Here is a 22,604-nt window from a genome sequence, read left to right as displayed (position 1 = left end):
CCCCCTCGTGTTTTTCCTCTTTTCGTTCATTACCGGCGCAGGCTTTAGTTTCTAAAGAATAGGGAGGCTTGCCCGGTAGTGAAAAAAGGTATAGCGCCTTGCGCGTCCCACCTGTGGTGAGACCATACCTTTTTCTACTACCGGGCTTGCATTTTTTATGGGAACGTATTAAAGTAATGCCTACGGGCAAATGCCTTGTTTTTGTTTGAGAGCGAAATATTGCGACATGCGCAAACAAGTACCAGGCCCTTATCCCTTTATCTCACATATGCCTACAATCAATCAGTTAACAAAACGAAGACGAAGCAAAGGAACAAGAAAGAGTAAAACCGTCGCTTTGACGCGCGGTTTTAACACGATTGAGAACAAGCCGGTATGGTACCCGTCTCCGTTCAAGAGAGGGGTATGCGTAAAGGTTTCAACCACCACGCCTAAAAAACCGAACTCAGCGTTGCGAAAGATAGCCAGAGTGCGTCTTACCAACGGTATGGAGGTCACCGCGTATATTCCGGGCATGGGGCATAATCTGCAGGAACACTCGGTGGTATTACTGCGCGGTGGCCGCGTGAAGGATCTTACCGGCGTACGGTATACGATCGTACGAGGCATGTTGGACGCATCGGGTGTTGAGAACAGGAAGAAATCACGCAGCCGTTACGGCGCCAAAGCTCCAAAGTAAAACATAGTTTTTAAATTTAATTAAACAATGCGACGAGCAGTAAAAAATCGAATACCGGCTTCCCCTGACTATGTCTACAATTCCCAGAAAGTAGGCCAGTTCATCAATTACCTCATGATGGGAGGCAAAAAGAACACCGCGCGTGATATCGTGTATGATTCTTTTGCGATCATCAAGGAAAAAACCAAGAAAGAGAACCCGGTGGAGATATTTGATGCCGCGATCAAGAACGTGGGACCGCTCATGGAAGTGCGCTCACGCCGTATCGGCGGTGCAAACTATCAAGTTCCGCGCGAAGTGCGCCCCGAACGGCGCATCGCGCTTGCGTACCGATGGATCATTGATGCGGCACGAGCAAAGAAAGGCAAACCGATGCACGAACGGCTCGCCGAAGAACTTATCGCGGCAAGTAACAACGAAGGTGAGGCGATCAGAAAGAGGGAGAACACCCACAAGATGGCCGAAGCAAACAAAGCATTTGCGCACTTTGCTTGGTAGAAAAAACTTCCAAAATGAACACATGACTTCGTTGTCTGCAGAAAAAATGTAATCGTAGTGTATCCACACAACTCATACATTTTTTCTTTGTCGCCTCGCCACGCATCTCATTTTGAAAGTTTTTAAGCAGAATTTTTATTTATTATTTAGATTTTTCATGCAACGAGACTATCCTTTAGAAAGAGTACGAAATATCGGGATTATCGCCCACATTGACGCCGGAAAGACGACGACTTCCGAGCGCGTGTTGTTTTATACCGGTGTTTCGCACAAGATCGGCGAGGTGCACGAAGGCACGGCGATCATGGACTGGATGGAACAAGAGCAGGAACGCGGCATCACCATTACCTCAGCCGCAACGACCGCTTTCTGGACTCCAACCTATGCCGATCATTCCAATACAGAAGCTAAACACCGGTTCAATATTATTGATACACCCGGACACGTTGATTTTACCGTTGAGGTTGAACGTTCTTTGAAGGTACTCGATGGCGGCGTGGTGGTATTTGACGGCGTTGCCGGCGTAGAGCCGCAATCGGAAACCGTGTGGCGTCAGGCGGACAAGTATCATGTACCCCGCATTTGCTTCATCAATAAACTGGATAGAACAGGCGCTTCATTTGAACATTCATACAAAACAATTTTGGATCGCCTCACCAAAAGCGCCGTACGGTTTCAGATCCCCATCGGGGAAGAAGAAAAACACGAAGGCGTGATAGACCTGCTCCGCATGAAAGCCTATTATTTTGAAGGAGACATGGGCAGTAAAGTGGTGGAAAAAGAGATCCCCGAATATTTGAAAGCTGACGCGGAGAAATTCCACGCTGAACTCATTGAAAAGATCGTGGAAAATGACGAACAGGCGATGAATGATTTTCTGGAAGGAAAGGAAATTCCCCTTGAGCAGTTGAAAGCGATCACTCGCAAGGCGGTTATTGGGAATACGCTTGTTCCCGTGTTTACCGGTTCCGCGTTGAAGAACAAGGGTGTTCAACTCGTGCTTGATGCCGTAGTGGATTACTTGCCTTCTCCGCTAGACATTCCTCCGGTAAAAGGAGTTGATCCAAAAACCGGAGAAGAGATCGTGCGACACGCGTCAGACGATGAACCTTTTACCGCGCTGGCATTCAAGCTTCAAACCGATCCGTTCGTAGGACAGCTTACCTATTTCCGCGTCTATTCCGGAACTCTTGAAGCGGGTTCATATGTCTATAACGCGCGTACCGGAGACAGAGAGCGTATCGGGCGAATCTTGCGCATGCACGCCAATGAGCGGGAAGAAGTGAAGAAGGTGTACGCGGGAGAAATTGCAGCCGCGATAGGTCTCAAGAACACGGTTACTTCAGACACGCTCTGCGACGACGAGCACCCGATCACCCTGGAAGCAATTGACTTCCCGGAGCCGGTGGTATCGTTGAAAATTGAACCGAAAACAAAAGCCGATCAGGAAAAGATGGGTATGGCGCTTAACCGTCTCTCTGCAGAGGACCCGACATTTAAAGTAACAAGCGATCCGGAAACATCGGAGACTGTTATTTGGGGAATGGGCGAACTGCACCTTGAAGTGCTTGTTGACCGCATGAAGCGCGAATTCGGGGTTGGAGCAAATGTCGGAAAGCCGCAGGTTGCCTATCGAGAGACGATCACCAATGAAGCATCGGCGGAAACAAAGTATGTGAAGCAAACCGGCGGGCGCGGCCAGTATGGTCACGTGAAGATCAGAGTGAAGCCGATGGACAAGAATGTGGATGTGGAGGATCTGCCGAAAAGCGTGAAGCGCAGTGAAGGATTTGAATTCGTCAACAGTATTAAGGGAGGCGCCATTCCGCAGGAATATATTCCCGCCGTAGAAAAAGGCATCAAAGAAGCGATGGCGAAGGGTGTGGTTGCCGGTTTCCCTATGGTTGATATTTCCGCGGATCTCTATGACGGTTCGTTTCACGAAGTGGACTCATCGGAAATAGCATTCAAGATAGCGGCTTCCATGTCCTTCCAGGACGCGGCAAAGAAAGCACGCGCCGTACTGCTTGAACCGGTGATGAAGGTTGAAGTGGTGACACCGGAACAATTCATGGGCGACGTTACCGGCAATCTGTCCTCAAGGCGGGGTCAGGTGGAAGGTATGGAAGAACGCGGCATGAGCAAGGCGATAAAAGCGACCGTGCCTCTCTCGGAGATGTTTGGTTACATCACAACCCTGCGTTCCATGACCGAGGGACGCGCAAGTTTCACGATGGAATTCTCTCATTACGCTATTGTACCGCAGAATGTGGCGGAGACTATTATTGCGTCAAGAAAGTAACGTCTCATAACCCCCCCACCTTCTTTTTCGGGTGCAGGAGCTGATCCGACAACTGAAGCAAAAGCTGACGGTAAGTCCCCACCCGGGTACACTGACGATTGTAAAAGAATCAAGAGCTTGGGGCTTTTTGTTGTATAATCAAACAATGGAATACTTGAAGACTATCAAAGACGAAGATATTTTCGAGCACCCGGAATTTGAGAAACCGGCTGTTTTTGAAAAAAGAACGACAGTGAAAGCTGTTGTTATAGATAATGAGGGAAAGTTTGGGTTTGTCACCAATCCCGTTCACGGATTCTATTTACTTGCAGGCGGCGGGGCGGAGAGCAATGATTTTGAAAAAGAAATAAAGCGGGAGTGCGATGAGGAAATAAACTTTGAAGTTGAAGTCCTTGGAGAGATTGGGAGAGTGCATGAGTATAGGAACAGGGAAGCAAAGGAATACGAGACAGTGTGTTTTGTTGTCAAAGTGATAAAAAAAACGGGCGAAGACACGAGAACGGAAGATGAAAAAAAGAATGATCTATCTGTTGTCTGGCTTAACAGTAAAGATGCTCAGAAAATTTTAAAAGAGCAGGTTCTGAAAGTAAAAAATGGGGAAGTGGGTTTTTATAATACTGCATTTAACATAGTGAGGGACCAACTCTTTTTTGCGGAAATTTTTAGACAAAAGAATGACTAAAAAACTCTTTATCCTGCTAGACTTTGGGGAATACGCCAATTGCTGATTTTTGTTTGCCAGAATATCGTGTTTTAAGGACGGTTACCCTTTGTCACCCCAATCCATCTAAACTGTCACCCCATAAGGTTAACTGTACGCCGGGTTGACCGAGCACCACTTTTACTATTGAAACAAAGGGGTTTTTGGTGCATAATGTAATTATTGTTTCCACAGATACCCAATGGAGAAGTTAGTAAAAGTAGTGCTCGGTTGACTTCTTTTTACGATTTGTTAGTATAGGTACACCGCATTTCGCGTTGTTTTTTATTTCAACAAACGAGGAGCGCGTGGAAAACTCTGACCTGCCTACCGGCAAGGCAGGTTTTATACGGCGTCCGAGTGACGTTGAAACAAAGGGTGTACTTTTTTTGCCCTTTATTTGCGTTCGTGCCTGCCGCCGGCAGACGAACGAAAAAAGGATACGGATCCTTTTTATTTCGGCTAGCGAGGAGCGAAATGGAAAATTCTGATTTTACATTTCGTCCGAGCGAAGACGAAACAAAGGGTTTAATACCCTTTATTTATTAATTTGTAATAGATCTGGTAGTTAGTATTGAGGCCATGTTCTCGCGCACTCAATACTTATTGTCAGACAAAAAATCATATGGCAGAAGCATTTGACAGGTCCAAGCCACATGTAAACGTAGGAACCATCGGGCACGTTGACCATGGAAAGACTACGCTTACGGCGGGTATTTTGAATTCCCTCCACTTGGCCGGAAAAAAGGTAAAATTGGAGAAAGTCGACGACATTGACAACGCTCCGGAAGAAAAAGCACGAGGTATCACCATTTCTCTTCACCACAGTGAATATGAAACGGATGCCCGCCACTATGCGCATATCGATGCGCCTGGTCACGCAGACTATATCAAGAATATGATCACCGGCGCCGCGCAGATGGACGGTGCGATTTTAGTAGTCGCGGCTACTGACGGCGTGATGCCCCAGACCCGTGAGCACATTTTGCTTGCAAAGCAGGTAGGTGTTCCGAAAATCGTTGTCTTTATCAACAAAGTTGATATGGTTGACGACCCTGATCTTGTGGATCTGGTGGAAGAAGAAGTTCGCGAGATCTTAACGAAGTATAAATATGACGGTGCGAACACCCCCATTATCAGGGGTTCGGGACTCAAAGCCACAGAGGCAACGTCAGTAGAAGATCCATGGGTAAAGAAGGTCCTTGAACTTATGGACGCGCTTGATACCTACATCCCATTACCGGAACGTGATATTGAAAAACCATTCTTGATGCCAATTGAAGACGTTTTCTCAATTGAAGGCCGTGGAACGGTGGTAACCGGCAGGATCGAACGCGGAGAGGTCAAGGTTGGCGGTGACATAGAGATCGTCGGCATTAGACCGACCACGAAAACTACGGTAACCGGTATTGAAATGTTCAACAAATCCCTTGATAAGGGTATGGCGGGAGACAACGCGGGTATTCTTCTCCGTGGTACTAAGAAAGAGGATGTGACTCGCGGTCAGGTGCTCGCGGCACCGGGATCCGTAACCCCTCACACCGAGTTTACCGCAGAAGTATATATCTTGACGAAAGATGAAGGAGGCCGACACACCCCATTCTTCAGCGGATACAAGCCCCAGTTCTACATCCGAACGACCGATGTGACCGGAGATGTGACATTGGCGGAGGGTACTGAAATGGTGATGCCGGGCGACACTGTTACCTTTAATGTAAAATTGGTTGCTCCGATCGCCCTTGAGGACCAACAGCGTTTCGCCGTGCGAGAAGGCGGCAAAACCGTTGGTGCGGGAGTGGTCACAAAGGTTATCGCCTAGTTTGTGGTTGTGACGAAGAAGCGAAGCTTCTTGCCACAACCTACGTATTTTACCAGTTGCAATGAGACACCCAAGGGGTATAGGTAATACATTATGTCTACAGCAGAAAAAACAACAAAGAAAAAACCCGCCGTTTCCGCAAAATCAAAAGAGAAACATGCGGAGAAAAAAGTAAAGACGATCAAAGCGTCTTCCAAAAAAGAGTTAGTGTCAAAGTTGCGCATACGGGTGCGTGCGTATGAGCACAAAGTGCTCGACGCGTCGGTAAAGCAGATCATTGATACGGCACTCCGATATGACGCAGAGGTAGTGGGTCCGATACCCCTTCCTACGGAAATTAAAAAGTACACCGTCAACCGAGCTGCGTTCGTTTACAAGAATGCGCGAGAACAATTTGAGATGAGAACTCATAAAAGGTTGATTGACATACTGAATCCGTCGCCAAAGGTCATTGAGGCCCTCACCAATCTCAATCTTCCTTCGGGGGTTAACGTTGACGTCAAAATGGTGTAAAGTACTACGACGGATATTGCCTAAAACAAGATAGGGTAGTAGACGTAGGGATTTCGTATTGTCCCGTCGCGTATACAGAGAAGCGAAATGAACCAATTGCATTCTATGAAATTTATCTTAGGCACAAAAGAAGAAATGTCGCAGATATTTACGGAAGATGGTACTGCCATTCCCGTTACACTGCTTTCGGCTGGCCCCGTAGTGGTGACCCAGGTAAAGACAGGTGAAAAAGACGGCTACGAGGCGGTGCAGGTTGGCTATGGTGCCAAAAACCCTCGCAACATCAACAAAGCAGAAAAGGGGCATTTCAAAGGCCTCGGCAACTTCCGATACGTCAAGGAATTCCGCACCGCTCCTGGTGAAATGAAAGTCGGAGATTCGTTTGATGTGTCTTCATTTGAGCCGGGCGACGTGGTGGAGGTCAGCGGAGTGAGCAAAGGAAAAGGATTTCAAGGAGTGGTGAAGCGTCATGGTTTCCACGGAGGTCCGCGTACTCATGGCCAAAAACACTCCGAGCGTGAACCGGGTTCTATCGGCGCAACCGGCCCGCAGAGAGTGTTTAAAGGAACAAGGATGGGAGGACGAATGGGAGCCGATCGTGTGACGGTTAAGCGTCTGAAGGTGGTTGCCATTGATAAAGAAAACAACGTGATGGCGGTATCAGGAGCCATTCCGGGTCGCCGAGGAACAGTCATTGAGATAACCGGATAATTGTCCCGGTGCAATACAGTATGATGGACGCAAAAGTATACAACCAAAAAGGAGACGAAGTTGGAAAGGTGGCGCTACCCGAGAGTGTGTTCGGTCTGTCTTGGAACGGTGACTTGGTGCACCAGGTGGTATTGGCGATGCAATCAAACGCGCGCACGCCTGTCGCGCATGCGAAAGACAGAAGCGAGGTTTCCGGAGGCGGTAAGAAACCATGGAAGCAAAAAGGAACCGGCCAAGCGCGTCATGGTTCTATTCGCTCCCCGATCTGGGTTGGCGGCGGTGTTGCGCACGGTCCCCGAAAGGAGAAAAATTACGCAAAAAAGACCACTAAGAAAATGAGGGCGAAAGCTCTTTATACGGTATTGTCCGCAAAACTGCGAAGCAATGAGATTCTCTTTGTTGATAAGCTTGTTTTTGACGCAATAAAAACAGCACAAGCGCGCGGGGTGCTCTCGGCGCTCGGAGGTATTCAAGGGTTTGATGGGGTCTTAAACAAAAAGAACAATTCCACTCTCATCACGACGACCGCTAAAGATCAAAAAATATACAAGAGCTTTGGTAATTTCGGCAATATTGCGATCGAGGAAGTGTACAACTTGAACCCTCTTGATATCTTGAACTACAAATACCTGGTGATGGTCGGACCAAAAGAAAGCATGGACTTTCTGGAGGGAAAGATGATCAAGCAGAAAGAAAAAGAAAAAGAGAAAAAGACAAAACGAACGGTAGCAGTTACGGCGTAAAAATAATATGGCGATTTTTAATAAAAAAACAAAAGACGAGGTGGCAGGCTTTGCGGCAAAGAAGGGAGTGGAAGAGAAGAAGACAACAAAGACTGCGCCTAAAGAGGGCGTGGCTGTAGTCACCGGGAGGTCCGCATTCTCTCACGTGCTCTTGCGGCCGCGTGTGACGGAAAAGGCGACCGATGAAGCGATGAAGAACACCTACATCTTTGAAGTAGACCCTCGCTCAAACAAAGAAGAGATACGACAAGCGGTTCTTCATCTTTACGGGGTGAATCCCATCAAGGTGAATACCATGGTGCTTCCTGCAAAGAAAGTTTTTTCTCGCGGGAAAAGGGGAATAAAATCAGGCGGGAAAAAGGCAGTCATATATTTGAAAGAGGGGGACAGCATAGAATTCGTGTAAAAAATCATCATGAAGAAATATAGACCCATAACACCATCACGCCGACACATGACAACCGTTTCTTATAGGGGTGTTTTGACGGCGTCCCAACCAAAGAAGTCTTTGGTAAGGGGCGGTAAGCGCGCCGTGGGGAGAAATAATGCGGGGCGTATCACCGTACGCCATAAAGGAGGAGGCCATAAACGCCTTTTCCGCGACGTTGATTTTACGTATAACAAAATAGACATACCGGCTAAGGTTGAGACGATAGAATATGACCCAAGCAGATCGGGATTTATTGCTCTGGTGCTGTATGCCGATGGGGAACGAAGGTATGTGCTCGCTCCTGCCTCCATGAAGGTGGGCAGTACGTTCGTTGTTTCTGAAAAAGCGGATATCGTGACAGGCAATCGGCTTCCGCTGAAAAACATCCCTTCAGGTACGCTTGTTTACAATATAGAGTTAAAGCCCAATAACGGAGCGCGTATCGCTCGTGGAGCGGGTTCATTCGCGGAGGTTGCGGCGCACGACGCCGGATACGCGCAGATAAGAATGCCGTCAGGAGAGATCCGCAAGATCATTGGAACGGCATGGGCATCCATCGGCGCCGTATCAAACGAAGAGCATAAACTGCGCAATATCGGAAAAGCGGGACGATCACGATGGCTGGGCATTCGTCCGACTGTGCGTGGTTCTGCCATGAACCCCGTTGACCACCCGCATGGTGGTGGTGAAGGGCGACAAGGCCGTGGACGTAGGCGTGCCGTGTCAGCATGGGGTAAGCCAACCGGAAAAGGCCAAAAAACACGCCGAGCAAAGAAATACTCAAACAAATTTATTATGGAGCGCCGCAAGGTAGGCAAAAAGAAGTAGCAGAAAAACCCGGCACTATGCGCGGGTTTTTTGACACATATCGACATGTCTGGAGTTTGCGACCCCGCTAGTGAATCTTGGCGCTGCGCGCTATGTCAAAATTAGACGTTTGACAATATTGGGCAATCTGATAAGATACCTCATAAGCTCTCACAAAACGGGCTTTTGTTTTTGCTATTTTTATATGACACGCTCACTTAAAAAAGGTCCCTACGTGGATGAAAGACTGCTGAAGAAGATTGAAGGAAAAAAGTCAGGGACAACTGGCGTTATTAAGACGTGGAAACGCGCAAGCCAGATATCTCCCGAGATGGTTGGTTTTACGTTCGGCGTACACAATGGCAAAGAACACATTCCCGTACTCGTATCAGAAGAGATGGTAGGACATCGATTGGGTGAATTTTCTCCCACGAAGAAGTTCTTCAGACATGGCGGTAAGATGCAAAAAGAACTGGAACAGAAGAAAAAAGAAGGAGAAATTGCCGCAGCTCAATCAGCCAAGGCGACCGTTGAAACCAAGAAATAGTTTACGCGTGAGAGAGCGGAAGTGAATGCAACGCGTAAACTATTCAGTCAATATATGAAAGCAATACTGAAAAACTATAGACAGTCTCCCCGCAAGGTACGCTTGGTTGCCGATTTTTTGCGCGGGAAAAAGGTTAGTCTGGCGCTTCGAGAGGTCAATTTTCTGAGCAAGCGAGCCGCTCCTCCGCTGAGAAAGCTTATAGAATCAGCGGTTGCGAACGCAAAGGAGAATTTTGGCATTGAAAAAGAAGACCTCATGATCAAAGAGATACAGGTAAACAAAGGTCTTACGCTCAAGCGGTCCCTACCGCGCGCGTTCGGACGCGCATCCGCCATACACAAGCATTCAAGCCATGTCTCCATCATATTGGACATAGTGGATAAAAAACATGGTGGAGAGAAAATGAAAGAAGTAGCCGAAACAAAAGGCAAAGAAGCATCTTTGAGAGAGGAGGAGAAAGTGGTAGTGCCCAAGGAAGACGCCAAGAAGGCTCCTGGAAGCAAGAAGGAGGTAAAGCCGAAAAAGGAGGCGAGACATCTGCAAGCCAAACAATCAAACAAGATAAAGAAATCATAACATGACACACACCGTTCACCCGTATGCGCATAGGTTAGGTATTATTAAGGATTGGCAATCCCGCTGGTTTGGTACGTCAGGGAGGTATCAGGAATTTTTGCGCGGCGATGTGTTGATCCGGGAATATCTTGAAAAGCGCCTCCGCGGATTTTATATTGCGTCAATTGAGATGGAGCGCAGCGAAAAAATGTTTCGCATTATCATCAAGACCTCGCGACCGGGTATGATCATCGGACGGTCAGGTGAGGGTATGACCAAATTACGCAATGATGTTTTGGGAATGTTCCGCAAATTGAAGATTGCCGCACCTACAGACCTCAAGATTGACATTGAAGAGGTGTCATCCCCCGAATCTGACGCGGCGATCGTTAGCCAGATGATAGCGGAAGCGCTTGAAAAACGCATGCCATTCCGTAGGGTGGTAAAACAGACCATTGAAAAGGTGATGGCGAACAAGGATGTGAAGGGCGCGCGTATTGCGCTTTCGGGAAGACTTGGCGGCGCTGAAATGAGCAGACGAGAGCAGATCAAAAAAGGGGGGATTCCTCTCCAGACATTCCGTGCTGATATCAGTTTTGCACGAGAGCGTGCCCGGTTGCCATACGGGGTGATTGGTATCAAAGTATGGATATACAAAGGAGAGATTTTTGACACGAAGGGTCAGACTAAAAGTAATCAATAAGTATTTAACACATCATGTTGTTTCCCAAAAAAGTAAAACACAGAAAATGGCAAACCGGAAGGAGAAATCCTGCCAAGCTTATATTGCCTGCCACCCGCGGTACGACTCTTGCTTTCGGCTCTTTTGGTTTGAAATCGCAAGGAGCCGCGCGCGTGCGGTCCAATCAGATTGAAGCTGCCAGAAAAACTCTTTCTCGCGCGCTCTCCAAGACGGGAAAAGTATGGATTCGCATTTTCCCCGACAGGCCTTACACACAAAAGGCGGCAGAAGTGGGGATGGGAAAGGGGAAAGGCGATTTGCAGGGGTATGTGTTTGAGGTGCATCCCGGCCACGTTATTTTTGAAGTTGACGGCGCGGTAGAGGCTGTGGCCAGGGAAGCGCTCCGAAAGGCGGGCACCAAACTTCCGGTAAAAACACGTATTATTTCTCGTGAAGCGAGATAAACAGGCGTAAAATCCATCATTGACTTTCCCCATAAAGATAAGTAATATCATTAAGCATGTCTTTAGACACCCACAATAAATCAGAAAAAGATCTCCAAAAGGAACTGCGAGAGAAAAGAGAAGCTCTCCGCGCTTTTCGATTCGGGATCTCAGGGAGCAAGATCAAGAACATGAGAGAAGGAAGGAATCTCAGGAAAGGCGTCGCGTCTCTTTTGACTGAAATAAATAAGCGAAGCTCTTCCGCGGAACAGAGCCGAGCGTCAAAGTAAAACGCCCAATTTTTAATTTTCATATGGACCAAACAATCAAAAAAACACCGAAGAAATTACGCGGCAGCGTAGTATCAGACAAAATGGACAAAACCATCGTTGTTTTGGTTGATCGTTTCGTGAAGCACCCCAAATATGGAAAATATCAGAAGATCAGCAAGAAATATAAAGCGCATGACGCGGACAACACGTGCAAGATCGGCGACAAGGTAACCATTGAGGAATGTAAGCCGATCTCAAAAGATAAGTCATTTAGGGTGATAGCTATTCAATAGTTTGCAAGAGATGCACACGCAATAAAAGAAACATGATACAAGCACTCACACAAGTAAAAATAGCTGATAATTCCGGCGGCAAGATCGGGAACGTGTTCAAGATACTCGGAGGCTCAAAAAGACGCTATGCGCGCATCGGCGATATCGTGGTGCTCTCGGTGAGGGTTGCAGAGCCGCGCAAGACGGTCAAACAGAAAGATGTGGTGCAAGCGGTAGTGGTGCGCCAAGTGAAACCGTTTCGAAGAAAGGACGGTTCATACATCAGTTTCAATGAGAATGCGGTTGTTATATTGGAGAAGGGCAAAAAGGAGCCGGTGGCCGGACGAATATTCGGCCCTATTCCCCGCGAGATCGGTGAATTGGGGTACCAGAAAATCGTTTCATTGGCACCGGAGATCATATAAATATCATGAAGATCAAAAAAGGAGACACGGTGGTAATAATTACGGGCAAAGACAAGGGCAAGGAAGGAAAAGTTGTTCGTTCTTTTCCTGTGCGTACCCAGGTGATCGTGGAGGGTATGAACCTCAAGAAAAAGCACCAGCGCGCTCGACGCCAGGGACAGAAAGGGCAGATCGTGGAGTTTGCGGCACCCATGCATGTTTCAAACGTGAGCCTTAAAGACCCAAAGACAGGGAAGCCGACACGGATTGGGGTGAGGGTTGACGGAAAAAAGAAATTGAGAGTTGCCCAGAAGAGCGGTTCAATACTGTAAATGGGAATAGGTAGAGCAATATCATGGAAACGATAAAAGAAAAACAATTGAAAGCATTTGACGCACTGAAAGGCGCGTTTGGATATGTGAACAAGATGCAATCACCCAAAGTCATTAAGGTGGTGGTCAACACGGGTATCGGATCAATCAAAGATAAGAACAAAATCGGATTGATTCCCGACCGATTGGCAAAGATCACCGGACAAAAACCGTCTGCGCGAGGCGCCAAAAAATCCATTGCGACGTTTAAAGTGCGCCAAGGAGATACGGTTGGCCATACGGTGACGTTGCGCGGAGCGCGCATGCACGCGTTCTTGGACAAGCTTATCAACATCGCGATCCCAAGAACCCGCGACTTCAAGGGTATTAGCCGAGGCGCCATTGATGAGATGGGAAATCTTACCATCGGCATCAAAGAACACACAATCTTCCCGGAAACTTCCGACGAAGAGCTCAAGGATGTGTTTGGCATGGCGATCACCGTCGTGTCCAATGTGCACAACAAGAAGGAGGCAGAAACATTCTTTGAACATATCGGTGTCCCGTTCAAAAAGAGAGAGGAGAAGTAGTTAAACCGAGCACCGCTTTTACCAATTTCTCCATTGAGTATCTACAGAAACAATGATGCGCTATAGGCCAAAAATCACTTTGTTTCAATGGTAAAAGTGGTGCTCGGTTGACAATACACAATAGTCTGATAGTATGTAATCCAAGCTCGCATGAGCTTTTTTGTTTGATAATTACCTGCTCAATCCGCTTTTCTCCTTCTGAACCACCCTTAGGGGGGCACAGAAGAATAAAAGTGTGACATTGGCAGGAAACTGTCTCGGCGTTTTGAAACATAAACGCATAATTAATTTTTTGTATGGCAAAAACATCAGTCATTGCGCGATCGCAAAAGAAACCAAAATACAGCACTCGGGAGGTGCGTCGTTGTTTTCGTTGCGGAAGAAAGCGCGGATATATGCGTGACTTTGATCTTTGTCGTATCTGTTTTCGGGAACTTGCCAACGAGGGAAAGATTCCGGGAATTAAGAAATCATCATGGTAACAGACCCTATTGCAGATTTATTGGTGCGCATTAAGAATGCGGGAAACACGGGACTGCCGTCCACAATTATTCCCTATTCACAATTAAAGTTTGAGATTGTGAGTCTTTTACAAAAAGAGGGATATATCGGATCAGTCAGCAAGAAAGGGAAAAAGGCGAAGAAGGTCATTGAGGTAAGCATTGCCTATACCAACAAAAAGCCGCGCATTGCCGATGCGGCGCGCGTTTCAAAGCCGTCTCGTCGTGTGTATATGGGGGTTGGTGACATCAAACCGGTGCGTCACGGATACGGACTGCTGGTACTTTCCACCCCAAAGGGTATCATGACCGATAAAGAGGCGCGGAAAGAGCATGTTGGCGGCGAAGCGTTGTTTAAGATATGGTAAGGGCAAGTATAAGTAACTCACCAACAAAATTCACATGAGCCGAGTAGGAAAACAAATCATTATGATCCCGGAGAAAACAGAAGTCACAAAAAGTGACGGTTTTATCGTCGTAAAAGGGCCGCTCGGCGAATTAAAGCGGGAGTTTAAGGATACGATTGACATTAACATTTCAGAAAAAGAGATCAAGCTCGTACCGAAAGAGATCTCACCCGACACTGTCGCACTCTGGGGTACGTACGCATCCCATTTGATAAACATGGTGAAAGGGGTCAACACACCCTATGAAAAAAAGCTTTTAATAGAAGGAATTGGATTTAAAGTTGAATTGAAAGGAAAGGATTTGAATTTTGCGCTTGGTTTTTCTCACCCGATAAAAGTTGTCATACCCGAAGGATTACACGTCACTACCGAAAAGAACACGATTACCATTTCCGGTATTGATAAGGAACAGGTGGGGCAGTTTACCGCAAAACTAAGAGCGCTCAAAAAACCGGAACCGTATAAAGGAAAAGGTATTCGTTACGTCGGAGAAGTGGTCAGGAGAAAACAGGGTAAGAAGTCCACGTAAGAGCGCGGCAACATAAAAAGATGAAAAACATCAAAACACAAAAACGAATACGACGTCATAAGCGCATCCGCGCCAAGGTGGTGGGCACAAAAGCAGTGCCGCGTCTTTCGGTGTTTAAGTCAAATAAATATCTGTACGCGCAGATCATAGATGACAACAAAGGCAATACGCTTGTCGCAGTTTCAGATAAGGAGGCAAAGGGAAAGACAAAGACGGAACGCGCAAGAGATGCCGGGCGTGAATTGGCAAAGAATGCACAGACAAAGAAGATAGCCAAAGTGGTATTTGATCGCGGAGGGTTTATTTTTACCGGTCGAGTAAAAGCATTGGCCGAGGGAGCACGCGAAGGAGGACTTAAGTTCTAATTGTGTACTAGTATAAATATATGGTAGAAGAAAAAGCACAAACAAATAAAGACCCGAACATGCCGGGCGAAAAAAGAGCGGGCAAAACTCCGTTTCGAAAAGGAGGCAGCAGATCGGGCGGCGGCGGTGGTGGCGGCAAGCAGAGGCGAGGACCGCGGCCTGAGCGCGCAAAACCTGAATTTGATCAGAAGATCATTGATATCAGACGCGTGGCGCGCGTAGTTACGGGAGGACGAAGATTTAGTTTCAGCGTTGCCGTTGTTGCCGGAGACCGAAAGGGCCGTGTCGGTATCGGCACAGGGAAGGCCGGAGACACTTCGCTTGCGATTGAAAAAGCATTCAAAAATGCAAAGAAGAACATGGTAAAGGTGAAGTTAACCAAGAACATGTCCATACCGCACGAAGTGGAAATAAAATTGAACAGCGCGCGATTAATGCTTTTGCCCGCTCCTGGCCGCGGTATTGTTGCGGGAAGTTCCGTGCGAACCGTACTGGATCTTTTAGGGGCCAAGGATGTTGGCGCAAAGATCTTTTCACGCAGCAAAAACAAGCTCAACAACGCGCGCGCAGCGCTTCAAGCACTCCAAGTTTTTAAAGTATAAACTTCTCGTTCATGCAAATTCATCAATTACAACGAAATATACCAAACAAAAAAAGTCGGCGTGTTGGCCGTGGCGGCAAGCGTGGCAAGACTTCCGGACGAGGCACCAAAGGCCAAAAAGCGCGTGCCGGAGGGAAATTGCGTCCTGAAATGCGCGACATCATCAAGAGGCTGCCGAAGTTGCGAGGATATCGTTTTGCTTCCATTCAGGAAAAGCCGGTAGTGGTAAATCTCGGAGCCCTTGAAGAGCGCTTTGGGAACGGTGAAGCGGTAACTCCCGCTGTGTTGGTACAAAAGGGTATCGTAAAAAAGAAGAAAGGGAAAATTCCCCGGATCAAGCTCCTGGGTAACGGCACATTCACTAAAAAAATCACGGTCTCCGGCTGCCTTTTTTCTTCCAGCGCGAAAGAAAAAATTGAAAAATCGGGCGGGAGCATAGAATAAAAGCGTATGCAAAATTTCTGGACAAAAATAAAACTTATTTTTAGGGACAAGGGCTTGCGCAACAGGATTGTGTTTATTTTTGTCGCCCTTGTGGTGTTTCGCGCGCTTGCGTCAATACCGATTCCCGGCATTGATGTGGCGCGCCTTCAGGAATTCCTTGCGAACAACCAATTTCTCGGACTTTTGAATATTTTCTCCGGAGGGGGTCTTTCCAATCTCTCTATCGTGATGCTTGGCGTGGCGCCATACATCACTGCGTCCATCATCATGCAGTTGATGACGATCATGTCTGAAAGGCTGAAGGCTTTGTACCACGAGGAAGGAGAAGCAGGAAAGAAAAAGTTTTCCCAATATTCACGCTTCCTGTCGGTGCCCTTGGCCGTCATTCAGGGGTTTGGTCTGCTTTTGATATTGGAGCGACAGGGTATTTTGGGGTCGCTTACCATGTTTGACCGCATTGAGAATATTATTATCGTGACGGCAGGGTCACTGTTTCTTATGTGGATCGGGGAGCTTATTTCCGAGTTTGGTATCGGGAATGGCGTGTCCATCATCATTTTTGCGGGTATCGTTGCGGCTATTCCGACAACAGTCAGTCAACTCGTCTTCTCCTTTGATATCTCACAAATACCGCTCTATCTCGGATTTTTGATCGCGGCTGTCGCCATTATTGCCGGTGTCGTTATTATTACCGAGGCGGAACGACCGATACCGATAACGTATGCCAAGCGAGTGCGCGGCATGAAAGTATATGGCGGCGTTTCAACGTATTTGCCACTCCGAGTAAATCAGGCGGGAGTTATTCCGATCATTTTTGCGCTCTCCATTTTGCTATTGCCGCAAATGATCGTGAATTTTATCGCCAATGTTGACAGCGCGATCGTCCAGACCGTCTCAAACGCGGTGCTCGCCTTTCTTAATAATGGATGGTTTTATTCCATCTTCTACTTTTTGTTAGTGTTTCTTTTCACTTACTTTTACACCGCCGTTACGTTTGACCCGGAATCCATCGCCACAAACCTCCAAAAAAGCGGAGCATTTATTCCCGGTGTACGGCCCGGCAAGTCAACCGAACTTTATATTGGCAAAATATTGACTCGCATTACGTTCGTGGGCGCATTCTTCCTCGGGTTGATTGCCGTATTACCCCTTACTGTGCAGGCGATCACGGGTATTACGGCGCTTGCGATCGGAGGAACCGCACTTTTGATCGCGGTTGCGGTGGTGCTAGACCTCATGAAGAAGATCGATGCGCAGGTATCTCTCCGAGAATATTAATCTTGAAAGAAAAGCTCTTTCATGTTTTTAAAAACGCCCCGATAATATCGGGGCGTTTTTTGCGCCCCGTACCTTCAAGCAAAATGCTATACTTTCAAGCAAAATACGGTATACTGACAAAATATGGAACAGCCCAAAACTTTCATATTCTTCGGCCGTTCCGGGTCAGGGAAAGGAACTCAGGCGCGCCTTCTCCTGAAACACTTACAAGAAAGCACGGACCGCAAAGTGCTTTATATTGAGACCGGATCCCAATTTCGTGAGTTCATGACAGGGAGTGGTTTTACGAACAAGCTGACCAAAGAAACGATAGAGAGAGGAGAACTACTGCCGGAGTTTCTCCCTATTTGGACATGGGCGGATTACTTGATTAAAAATTTTACCGGTGAAGAGCACCTCATACTTGATGGACTCGCGCGCCATTTAGACGAATCATACGTGCTTGATTCGGCGCTTCGTTTTTACAAGCGGGAACGCCCGTTCGTCCTACATCTTGATGTGCCGCGTGAATATGCGTTCGCACTCATGAAGGGGCGCGGGAGAAAAGACGACACGGATACGTATATCAACAACCGCCTTGATTGGTTTGAGAAAGAGGTTGTTCCCGCGCTCGATTATTTCAAACAGAACCCAAACTACACCTTTATTGAAATACCCGGCAAACAGGACATTGAAGATGTCCACCAAGAGATCATCAGACAGACAACCAAACAATGAGCACTGTTTACACAGCAGAAGAGATTGTATTGTTGCGAGAAGGAGGCAGGCGCCTTGCTTCTGTTTTGCATGAAGTGGCGCAATCGGTGCGCCCGGGCATTACGACTCTCGAACTCGATCACATAGCCGAACGCCTGATACGACAATATGGAGATACGCCTTCGTTTTTGCATTACAAACCGGAAGGCGCGCGCTTCCCCTACCCTCGTTCTCTCTGTGTTTCGGTAAATAACGAAGTGGTGCACGGCATACCGGGGCCGCGGGTGCTTGAAGAAGGGGACATTGTCGGCCTTGATCTCGGTATTACCCACAAAGGTCTGGTAACCGACATGGCTGTCACTGTGCCAGTCGGCGCAATAGACGAAGCGACAAAAAAACTTATTGACGTAACGCGCGAAGCGCTTGTGGTTGGTATTGCCGCCGCGCGCGGTGGCGCGCGAGTGGGAGATATCGGAGAAGCGATTGAAACGTTCGTTAAGCCACATGGCTATGGAGTAATCGAGGTCCTTGGCGGACACGGTGTGGGGCATAAGGTGCACGAAGATCCTTACATTCCCAACGTTGGCCGAAAGGGAACCGGGCCGATATTGAAACCGGGACAAGTGCTTGCGCTTGAACCAATGCTAAACGAAGGGAGCAAAGAAGTGTATCTGGATGATGATGGGTACACGTTCAAAACGGCAGATGACAAACGGAGCGCGCATTTTGAACATACCATTCTTGTCACTTCAGGAGAACCGGAGATTTTAACGAAGCTTTAATTGTTATATAATGGGTAGTAATGGAAAGTATCCGATTTACAGAAACACCCAAGTTCAAAAATCCCGAAGAGGAAATCCGGTTTTTGCGTGAGAGGCTCAAAGAAAAAGAGCGCTCACTTGAACACATGCCTACCACTCCGGAGCGCGAACGTCTCACAGAGGAAACTATCGGGGAATATCAAGCAAGGGAGCCCGAAGAGGTTCTTGAAGAATCGTATCGCGCCAAAGAGCGCGAGGTTGAAAAAATCGTTCTTGAGCTCTCTCCGGAGGAGCATGACGAGACGATGGAAGAACTGCTTGGCATACTGCAAGAACAAGGGCTCAAGAACACACTCTCCGTGCTGGAAAAAATGGATAATCCGCACATAACCGATGATTTTCATCGGTTTCTGGTGCAGTATATCCACCACGACCCCGAGCTCTCCGGTCTCAAGCCCGGCAGCCAAATATTCAAAGCGCTTCACATGAAGCTCTATGAGATTGCCCTGCCGAGCGCGGTATCAAGCGAGAATCGCGAGAAGACGTTCAAAGAAATGATCGCCGTCATGGAGCAATTTTACGCAGGGATGCTGTCTATTTCCGATGGGAAGGATAATCTTCCGGGCAGGAATAACTTCACCCTTGAGATCGCGAACGCAAACATCGGCAATGAAGTGGTGTTTTATGTTGCCGTGCCCGCAGGCAAGGAGAGTTTGTTGGAAAAGCACCTTCACGCCACATTCCCTCACGCCAAGCTCTCGGCGGTGAAAGACGACTACAATGTATTCAATGAAGATGGCGCATCGGTGGGCTCCCTTGCTTCTTCTTCGGAGAGTCCCTTATTCCCTATTAAGACATATGACCAGTTTGAGCATGATCCTCTCAATAGCATACTCAACGCTTTTTCCAAGCTGGAGAACAAGGGCGAAGGGGCAGCCCTGCAGATCGTTATTTCGCCCGCAGGAGATCAGTTCATCAAGCGTTACGGACTGGTGCTTGATAAGATACGCAAAGGGGTTCCTGCCAAAAAGGCGATCAACACCCCCGAAACTTTCACCGGAGGATTTACGGAAGCCGTAGGAGAATTGTTCTTTGCTTCCGGCGCGCACAAAGGAAAAAATGACGCGAGTGCAAATTTGCCCGGCATTGATGAAGCGATCACCTTGGGCATCACACAAAAGATCAGCAGTACTATCTTTAATACCAACATCCGGATCATTGCGTCCGCAGAAACGGAGCACCGCGCCCGCGAAATATTGAGTGACATAGAGTCGGCATTCAACCAGTTTGGGAATACGCAAGGCAACGGGATCTCCTTTACTGAAATAAAAGGCAGGAAACTTCTGCGGGTGTTCCAGGAATTTTCCTATAGAACTTTTGTGGACGAAGAAAGCCTCCCTCTTAATCTGAAGGAACTGACGACCATCCTGCATTTCCCCGTGAAGGAAACGCACGCGGAGGGGTTACGTCAGGCTAAGGCAGGCAGCGCGCCCTCGCCTCTTGATCTACCTAAAGAGGGAACGCTTCTCGGGGTTAACAAATATCACAATGTTGCAACCGAAGTCTATATGAAAAAAGAAGACCGGTTGCGCCACTTCTACACGATCGGACAGACCGGCACGGGCAAAACAACGCTTCTCAAGAACATGATCATACAGGATATCGCACGCGGCGAGGGGGTGTGCATGATTGACCCGCATGGAACCGATATCGTGGACGTGCTTGCCAATATTCCGAAAGAGCGCATGAGAGACGTCATCTATTTTGATCCATCGTACACAGAGCGTCCCATGGGGCTCAATATGCTTGAGTATGATACGCGCTACCCTGAACAGAAGACCTTTGTGGTTGATGAGCTGTTATCTATTTTCAACAAATTGTTTGACATGAAAGTGGCCGGCGGGCCGATGTTTGAGCAGTATTTTCGCAACGCGACACTTCTCGTCATTGACGACCCGTCATCGGGGAATACGCTTCTGGATGTTTCGCGCGTTCTTTCAGACGCGGAGTTTCGGGAGTTTAAATTGTCCCGGTGCAAAAACCCGGTTGTTCTGCAGTTTTGGCGCGATATCGCCGGGAAGGCCGGCGGCGAGTCCGCTCTCGCCAATATAGTGCCGTATATCACGAGCAAATTTGATGTGTTTTTGGCAAATGAGATCATGCGACCGATCATTGCGCAGAGCACCTCGGCGTTCAATTTTAGAAAGGTCATGGATGAGCGTAAAATTCTTCTCGTCAATCTTTCTAAAGGCCGCTTGGGCGACATCAACGCGCATTTGATCGGGCTCATTCTCGTCGGAAAGATTTTGATGGCCGCGCTCTCCCGCGTTGACGCTGTGGGGGGAGGGAAGCTCCCCGATTTCTATCTGTATATAGATGAGTTCCAAAACATCACAACCGATTCCATCGCGACTATTTTATCCGAGGCGCGCAAGTACGGGCTTTCTCTCAATCTCGCGCATCAATTTATCGCTCAGCTTGATGACCGCACCAAAGACGCCGTGTTCGGCAATGTCGGTTCTCTCGCGGTATTTCGTGTTGGAGCGCAAGATGCCGAATATGTAAAGAGCCAATTTGAACCGGTTTTTACTCCATCGGATATCATGAATCTGGACAATTACAACGCATACCTCAAACTCTTGGTGAATGGCCAGCCAGCCAAGCCTTTTAGCATAGAGACACGCTCGGGAGCGAAAGGCGACCCTGCCGTTACCGAGAGCATAAAGGAGCTTTCATATAGCCGGTACGGCCGGGACCGGGCGGAGGTGGAAGCGGAAATCATGGCGAAGTATCGGAAAAGTGTGTAGAGACAAACGCATGACACATAGTTGACCGAGCACCACTTTTACTAACTTCTCTATTGGACATCTTCAAAAACAATGATTGCATTATTCGCCAAAAACACCTTTGTTTCAAAAGTAAAAGTGGTGCTCGGTTGATTTGTCGGTCCAAGGTTGGTATGATAAGCCAACCTATATTCGTTCTAATAGCTAACAATTATTGCCTAGCGAGTGAGCGGAGAGAAAAAGTATCTTCTTTTTCTCTCCCGAACGAGCGACGGCAACAAAGGGTTTAATACCCTTTATTTATATGGCGCATGCAAAAGAAGAGCAAACCCTCATCATCATGAAACCCGATGCTCTCCAGAGAAATCTCTTGGGGGAAATCATTCATCGTTTTGAACGGAAAGGACTGAAGATCGTCGGACTCAAGATGATGCAATTGGGAGATGTCCTCGTGGAGGAGCACTATGCTCACCACAAAGAAAAACCGTTCTTCCCGGGATTAAAAAAATTCATGAAAGCGTCTCCCGTGGTGGTGGCCGTGCTTTCAGGTATCAATGCGATCGGAGCGACGCGTCTTATTGTGGGGCCGACCCGAGGCCACGAAGCCGATGCGGGGAGTATCCGCGGCGATTTTTCCTTGAGCGGACAATCTAATATCGTGCATGCCTCGGACTCGGGAGAATCGGCCGAGAAGGAGATTAAGCGGTTTTTTACCAGTGACGAACTTTTTGACTACAAGAGGAATGATTTTGACTTTGTACATTCCGACGAAGCAAGCGAAGAATAAAGGTTTTATTGCGGGTAAAACATTTAAAAACGATCTCTCATTGCGGTCAATGTTGCTTTCATGTTTTGAGAGGGGTTACAATAGGTACAGGGTTACTCGAGGTATTATCTAGGTCAAATAATATTTTCCGGGAGTTCGATGTTTTACTATTCCATTGGTATAGTGATCAGAA

The 22,604-nt window shown here is 47.7% G+C and carries 30 protein-coding genes; all 30 read left to right on the top strand.

Annotation, left to right across the window (positions count from 1 at the left end; translation table 11 throughout):
- Window positions 1-268 precede the first annotated feature (268 nt).
- A complete protein-coding gene (rpsL, locus tag AAB523_01660; GenBank protein ID MEK7555976.1) occupies window positions 269-679 on the top strand; it encodes a 30S ribosomal protein S12 in 411 nt (136 codons plus the stop codon).
- A 27-nt stretch (window positions 680-706) separates the two neighbouring features.
- On the top strand, window positions 707-1,177 hold the full coding sequence (rpsG, locus tag AAB523_01655; protein MEK7555975.1) for a 30S ribosomal protein S7: 471 nt from the start codon (window positions 707-709) through the stop codon (window positions 1,175-1,177).
- Between the two features lie 157 nt (window positions 1,178-1,334).
- The gene (gene fusA, locus AAB523_01650; GenBank protein ID MEK7555974.1) at window positions 1,335-3,479 is read left to right on the top strand and encodes an elongation factor G; all 2,145 of its coding nucleotides are present in this window, start codon (window positions 1,335-1,337) and stop codon (window positions 3,477-3,479) included.
- Between the two features lie 232 nt (window positions 3,480-3,711).
- Window positions 3,712-4,161 carry an NUDIX domain-containing protein gene (locus tag AAB523_01645; protein MEK7555973.1) on the top strand — a complete coding sequence of 150 codons (450 nt, stop codon included), beginning with the start codon at window positions 3,712-3,714 and terminating at the stop codon, window positions 4,159-4,161.
- A 643-nt stretch (window positions 4,162-4,804) separates the two neighbouring features.
- Window positions 4,805-5,998, top strand: coding sequence for an elongation factor Tu (tuf, locus tag AAB523_01640; GenBank protein ID MEK7555972.1), 1,194 nt, complete (start codon window positions 4,805-4,807; stop codon window positions 5,996-5,998).
- Window positions 5,999-6,205: 207 nt separating this feature from the next.
- Window positions 6,206-6,511, top strand: coding sequence for a 30S ribosomal protein S10 (gene rpsJ, locus AAB523_01635; protein ID MEK7555971.1), 306 nt, complete (start codon window positions 6,206-6,208; stop codon window positions 6,509-6,511).
- A gap of 105 nt (window positions 6,512-6,616) precedes the next feature.
- A complete protein-coding gene (gene rplC, locus AAB523_01630; GenBank protein MEK7555970.1) occupies window positions 6,617-7,222 on the top strand; it encodes a 50S ribosomal protein L3 in 606 nt (201 codons plus the stop codon).
- A gap of 20 nt (window positions 7,223-7,242) precedes the next feature.
- Window positions 7,243-7,965, top strand: coding sequence for a 50S ribosomal protein L4 (gene rplD / locus AAB523_01625; GenBank protein MEK7555969.1), 723 nt, complete (start codon window positions 7,243-7,245; stop codon window positions 7,963-7,965).
- A gap of 7 nt (window positions 7,966-7,972) precedes the next feature.
- A complete protein-coding gene (locus tag AAB523_01620) occupies window positions 7,973-8,371 on the top strand; it encodes a 50S ribosomal protein L23 (protein MEK7555968.1) in 399 nt (132 codons plus the stop codon).
- Between the two features lie 3 nt (window positions 8,372-8,374).
- Entirely contained in the window at window positions 8,375-9,223 is an 849-nt protein-coding gene (gene rplB / locus AAB523_01615) for a 50S ribosomal protein L2 (GenBank protein ID MEK7555967.1), read from the top strand.
- A gap of 184 nt (window positions 9,224-9,407) precedes the next feature.
- Window positions 9,408-9,749, top strand: coding sequence for a 30S ribosomal protein S19 (gene rpsS, locus AAB523_01610; protein ID MEK7555966.1), 342 nt, complete (start codon window positions 9,408-9,410; stop codon window positions 9,747-9,749).
- 54 nt (window positions 9,750-9,803) lie between these two features.
- Window positions 9,804-10,325 carry a 50S ribosomal protein L22 gene (gene rplV, locus AAB523_01605; GenBank protein ID MEK7555965.1) on the top strand — a complete coding sequence of 174 codons (522 nt, stop codon included), beginning with the start codon at window positions 9,804-9,806 and terminating at the stop codon, window positions 10,323-10,325.
- 1 nt (window position 10,326) lies between these two features.
- A complete protein-coding gene (rpsC, locus tag AAB523_01600; protein MEK7555964.1) occupies window positions 10,327-11,007 on the top strand; it encodes a 30S ribosomal protein S3 in 681 nt (226 codons plus the stop codon).
- 14 nt (window positions 11,008-11,021) lie between these two features.
- A complete protein-coding gene (gene rplP, locus AAB523_01595) occupies window positions 11,022-11,450 on the top strand; it encodes a 50S ribosomal protein L16 (GenBank protein MEK7555963.1) in 429 nt (142 codons plus the stop codon).
- A gap of 56 nt (window positions 11,451-11,506) precedes the next feature.
- Entirely contained in the window at window positions 11,507-11,719 is a 213-nt protein-coding gene (gene rpmC / locus AAB523_01590; protein ID MEK7555962.1) for a 50S ribosomal protein L29, read from the top strand.
- 23 nt (window positions 11,720-11,742) lie between these two features.
- On the top strand, window positions 11,743-11,994 hold the full coding sequence (gene rpsQ, locus AAB523_01585) for a 30S ribosomal protein S17 (GenBank protein ID MEK7555961.1): 252 nt from the start codon (window positions 11,743-11,745) through the stop codon (window positions 11,992-11,994).
- A gap of 32 nt (window positions 11,995-12,026) precedes the next feature.
- Window positions 12,027-12,398 carry a 50S ribosomal protein L14 gene (gene rplN, locus AAB523_01580; protein MEK7555960.1) on the top strand — a complete coding sequence of 124 codons (372 nt, stop codon included), beginning with the start codon at window positions 12,027-12,029 and terminating at the stop codon, window positions 12,396-12,398.
- A gap of 5 nt (window positions 12,399-12,403) precedes the next feature.
- Window positions 12,404-12,709, top strand: coding sequence for a 50S ribosomal protein L24 (gene rplX / locus AAB523_01575; protein MEK7555959.1), 306 nt, complete (start codon window positions 12,404-12,406; stop codon window positions 12,707-12,709).
- A gap of 23 nt (window positions 12,710-12,732) precedes the next feature.
- Complete coding sequence (gene rplE / locus AAB523_01570; GenBank protein ID MEK7555958.1) at window positions 12,733-13,278, top strand: 50S ribosomal protein L5; 546 nt, start codon at window positions 12,733-12,735, stop codon at window positions 13,276-13,278.
- A gap of 296 nt (window positions 13,279-13,574) precedes the next feature.
- Window positions 13,575-13,760 carry a type Z 30S ribosomal protein S14 gene (locus AAB523_01565; GenBank protein MEK7555957.1) on the top strand — a complete coding sequence of 62 codons (186 nt, stop codon included), beginning with the start codon at window positions 13,575-13,577 and terminating at the stop codon, window positions 13,758-13,760.
- Window positions 13,754-14,146: a 30S ribosomal protein S8 gene (rpsH, locus tag AAB523_01560; GenBank protein ID MEK7555956.1), complete on the top strand. Its 393-nt coding sequence runs from the start codon at window positions 13,754-13,756 to the stop codon at window positions 14,144-14,146. Before AAB523_01565 ends, rpsH begins: the two co-directional genes overlap by 7 nt.
- Window positions 14,147-14,180: 34 nt before the next feature.
- Window positions 14,181-14,714: a 50S ribosomal protein L6 gene (gene rplF, locus AAB523_01555; GenBank protein ID MEK7555955.1), complete on the top strand. Its 534-nt coding sequence runs from the start codon at window positions 14,181-14,183 to the stop codon at window positions 14,712-14,714.
- A gap of 20 nt (window positions 14,715-14,734) precedes the next feature.
- On the top strand, window positions 14,735-15,079 hold the full coding sequence (rplR, locus tag AAB523_01550; GenBank protein MEK7555954.1) for a 50S ribosomal protein L18: 345 nt from the start codon (window positions 14,735-14,737) through the stop codon (window positions 15,077-15,079).
- 20 nt (window positions 15,080-15,099) lie between these two features.
- Window positions 15,100-15,681: a 30S ribosomal protein S5 gene (locus AAB523_01545; protein MEK7555953.1), complete on the top strand. Its 582-nt coding sequence runs from the start codon at window positions 15,100-15,102 to the stop codon at window positions 15,679-15,681.
- An 11-nt stretch (window positions 15,682-15,692) separates the two neighbouring features.
- Window positions 15,693-16,124, top strand: a complete 432-nt coding sequence (gene rplO, locus AAB523_01540) for a 50S ribosomal protein L15 (protein ID MEK7555952.1) — start codon at window positions 15,693-15,695, stop codon at window positions 16,122-16,124.
- A gap of 6 nt (window positions 16,125-16,130) precedes the next feature.
- The gene (gene secY / locus AAB523_01535; GenBank protein MEK7555951.1) at window positions 16,131-17,402 is read left to right on the top strand and encodes a preprotein translocase subunit SecY; all 1,272 of its coding nucleotides are present in this window, start codon (window positions 16,131-16,133) and stop codon (window positions 17,400-17,402) included.
- Window positions 17,403-17,525: 123 nt separating this feature from the next.
- Window positions 17,526-18,119, top strand: coding sequence for a nucleoside monophosphate kinase (locus AAB523_01530; GenBank protein ID MEK7555950.1), 594 nt, complete (start codon window positions 17,526-17,528; stop codon window positions 18,117-18,119).
- Window positions 18,116-18,880: a type I methionyl aminopeptidase gene (gene map, locus AAB523_01525; GenBank protein ID MEK7555949.1), complete on the top strand. Its 765-nt coding sequence runs from the start codon at window positions 18,116-18,118 to the stop codon at window positions 18,878-18,880. Before AAB523_01530 ends, map begins: the two co-directional genes overlap by 4 nt.
- 20 nt (window positions 18,881-18,900) lie before the next feature.
- A complete protein-coding gene (locus tag AAB523_01520; GenBank protein MEK7555948.1) occupies window positions 18,901-21,666 on the top strand; it encodes a type IV secretory system conjugative DNA transfer family protein in 2,766 nt (921 codons plus the stop codon).
- A 283-nt stretch (window positions 21,667-21,949) separates the two neighbouring features.
- On the top strand, window positions 21,950-22,432 hold the full coding sequence (gene ndk, locus AAB523_01515; GenBank protein ID MEK7555947.1) for a nucleoside-diphosphate kinase: 483 nt from the start codon (window positions 21,950-21,952) through the stop codon (window positions 22,430-22,432).
- Window positions 22,433-22,604: the final 172 nt, after the last annotated feature.

Source organism: Patescibacteria group bacterium (assembly GCA_038063375.1).
In the GTDB taxonomy this organism is placed as follows: Bacteria; Patescibacteriota; Minisyncoccia; order Phycocordibacterales; family JANLHH01; genus JANLHH01.
The sequence above is the reverse complement of the archived record's forward strand: the minus strand, read 5'-3'. Positions and strand labels throughout refer to the sequence as shown.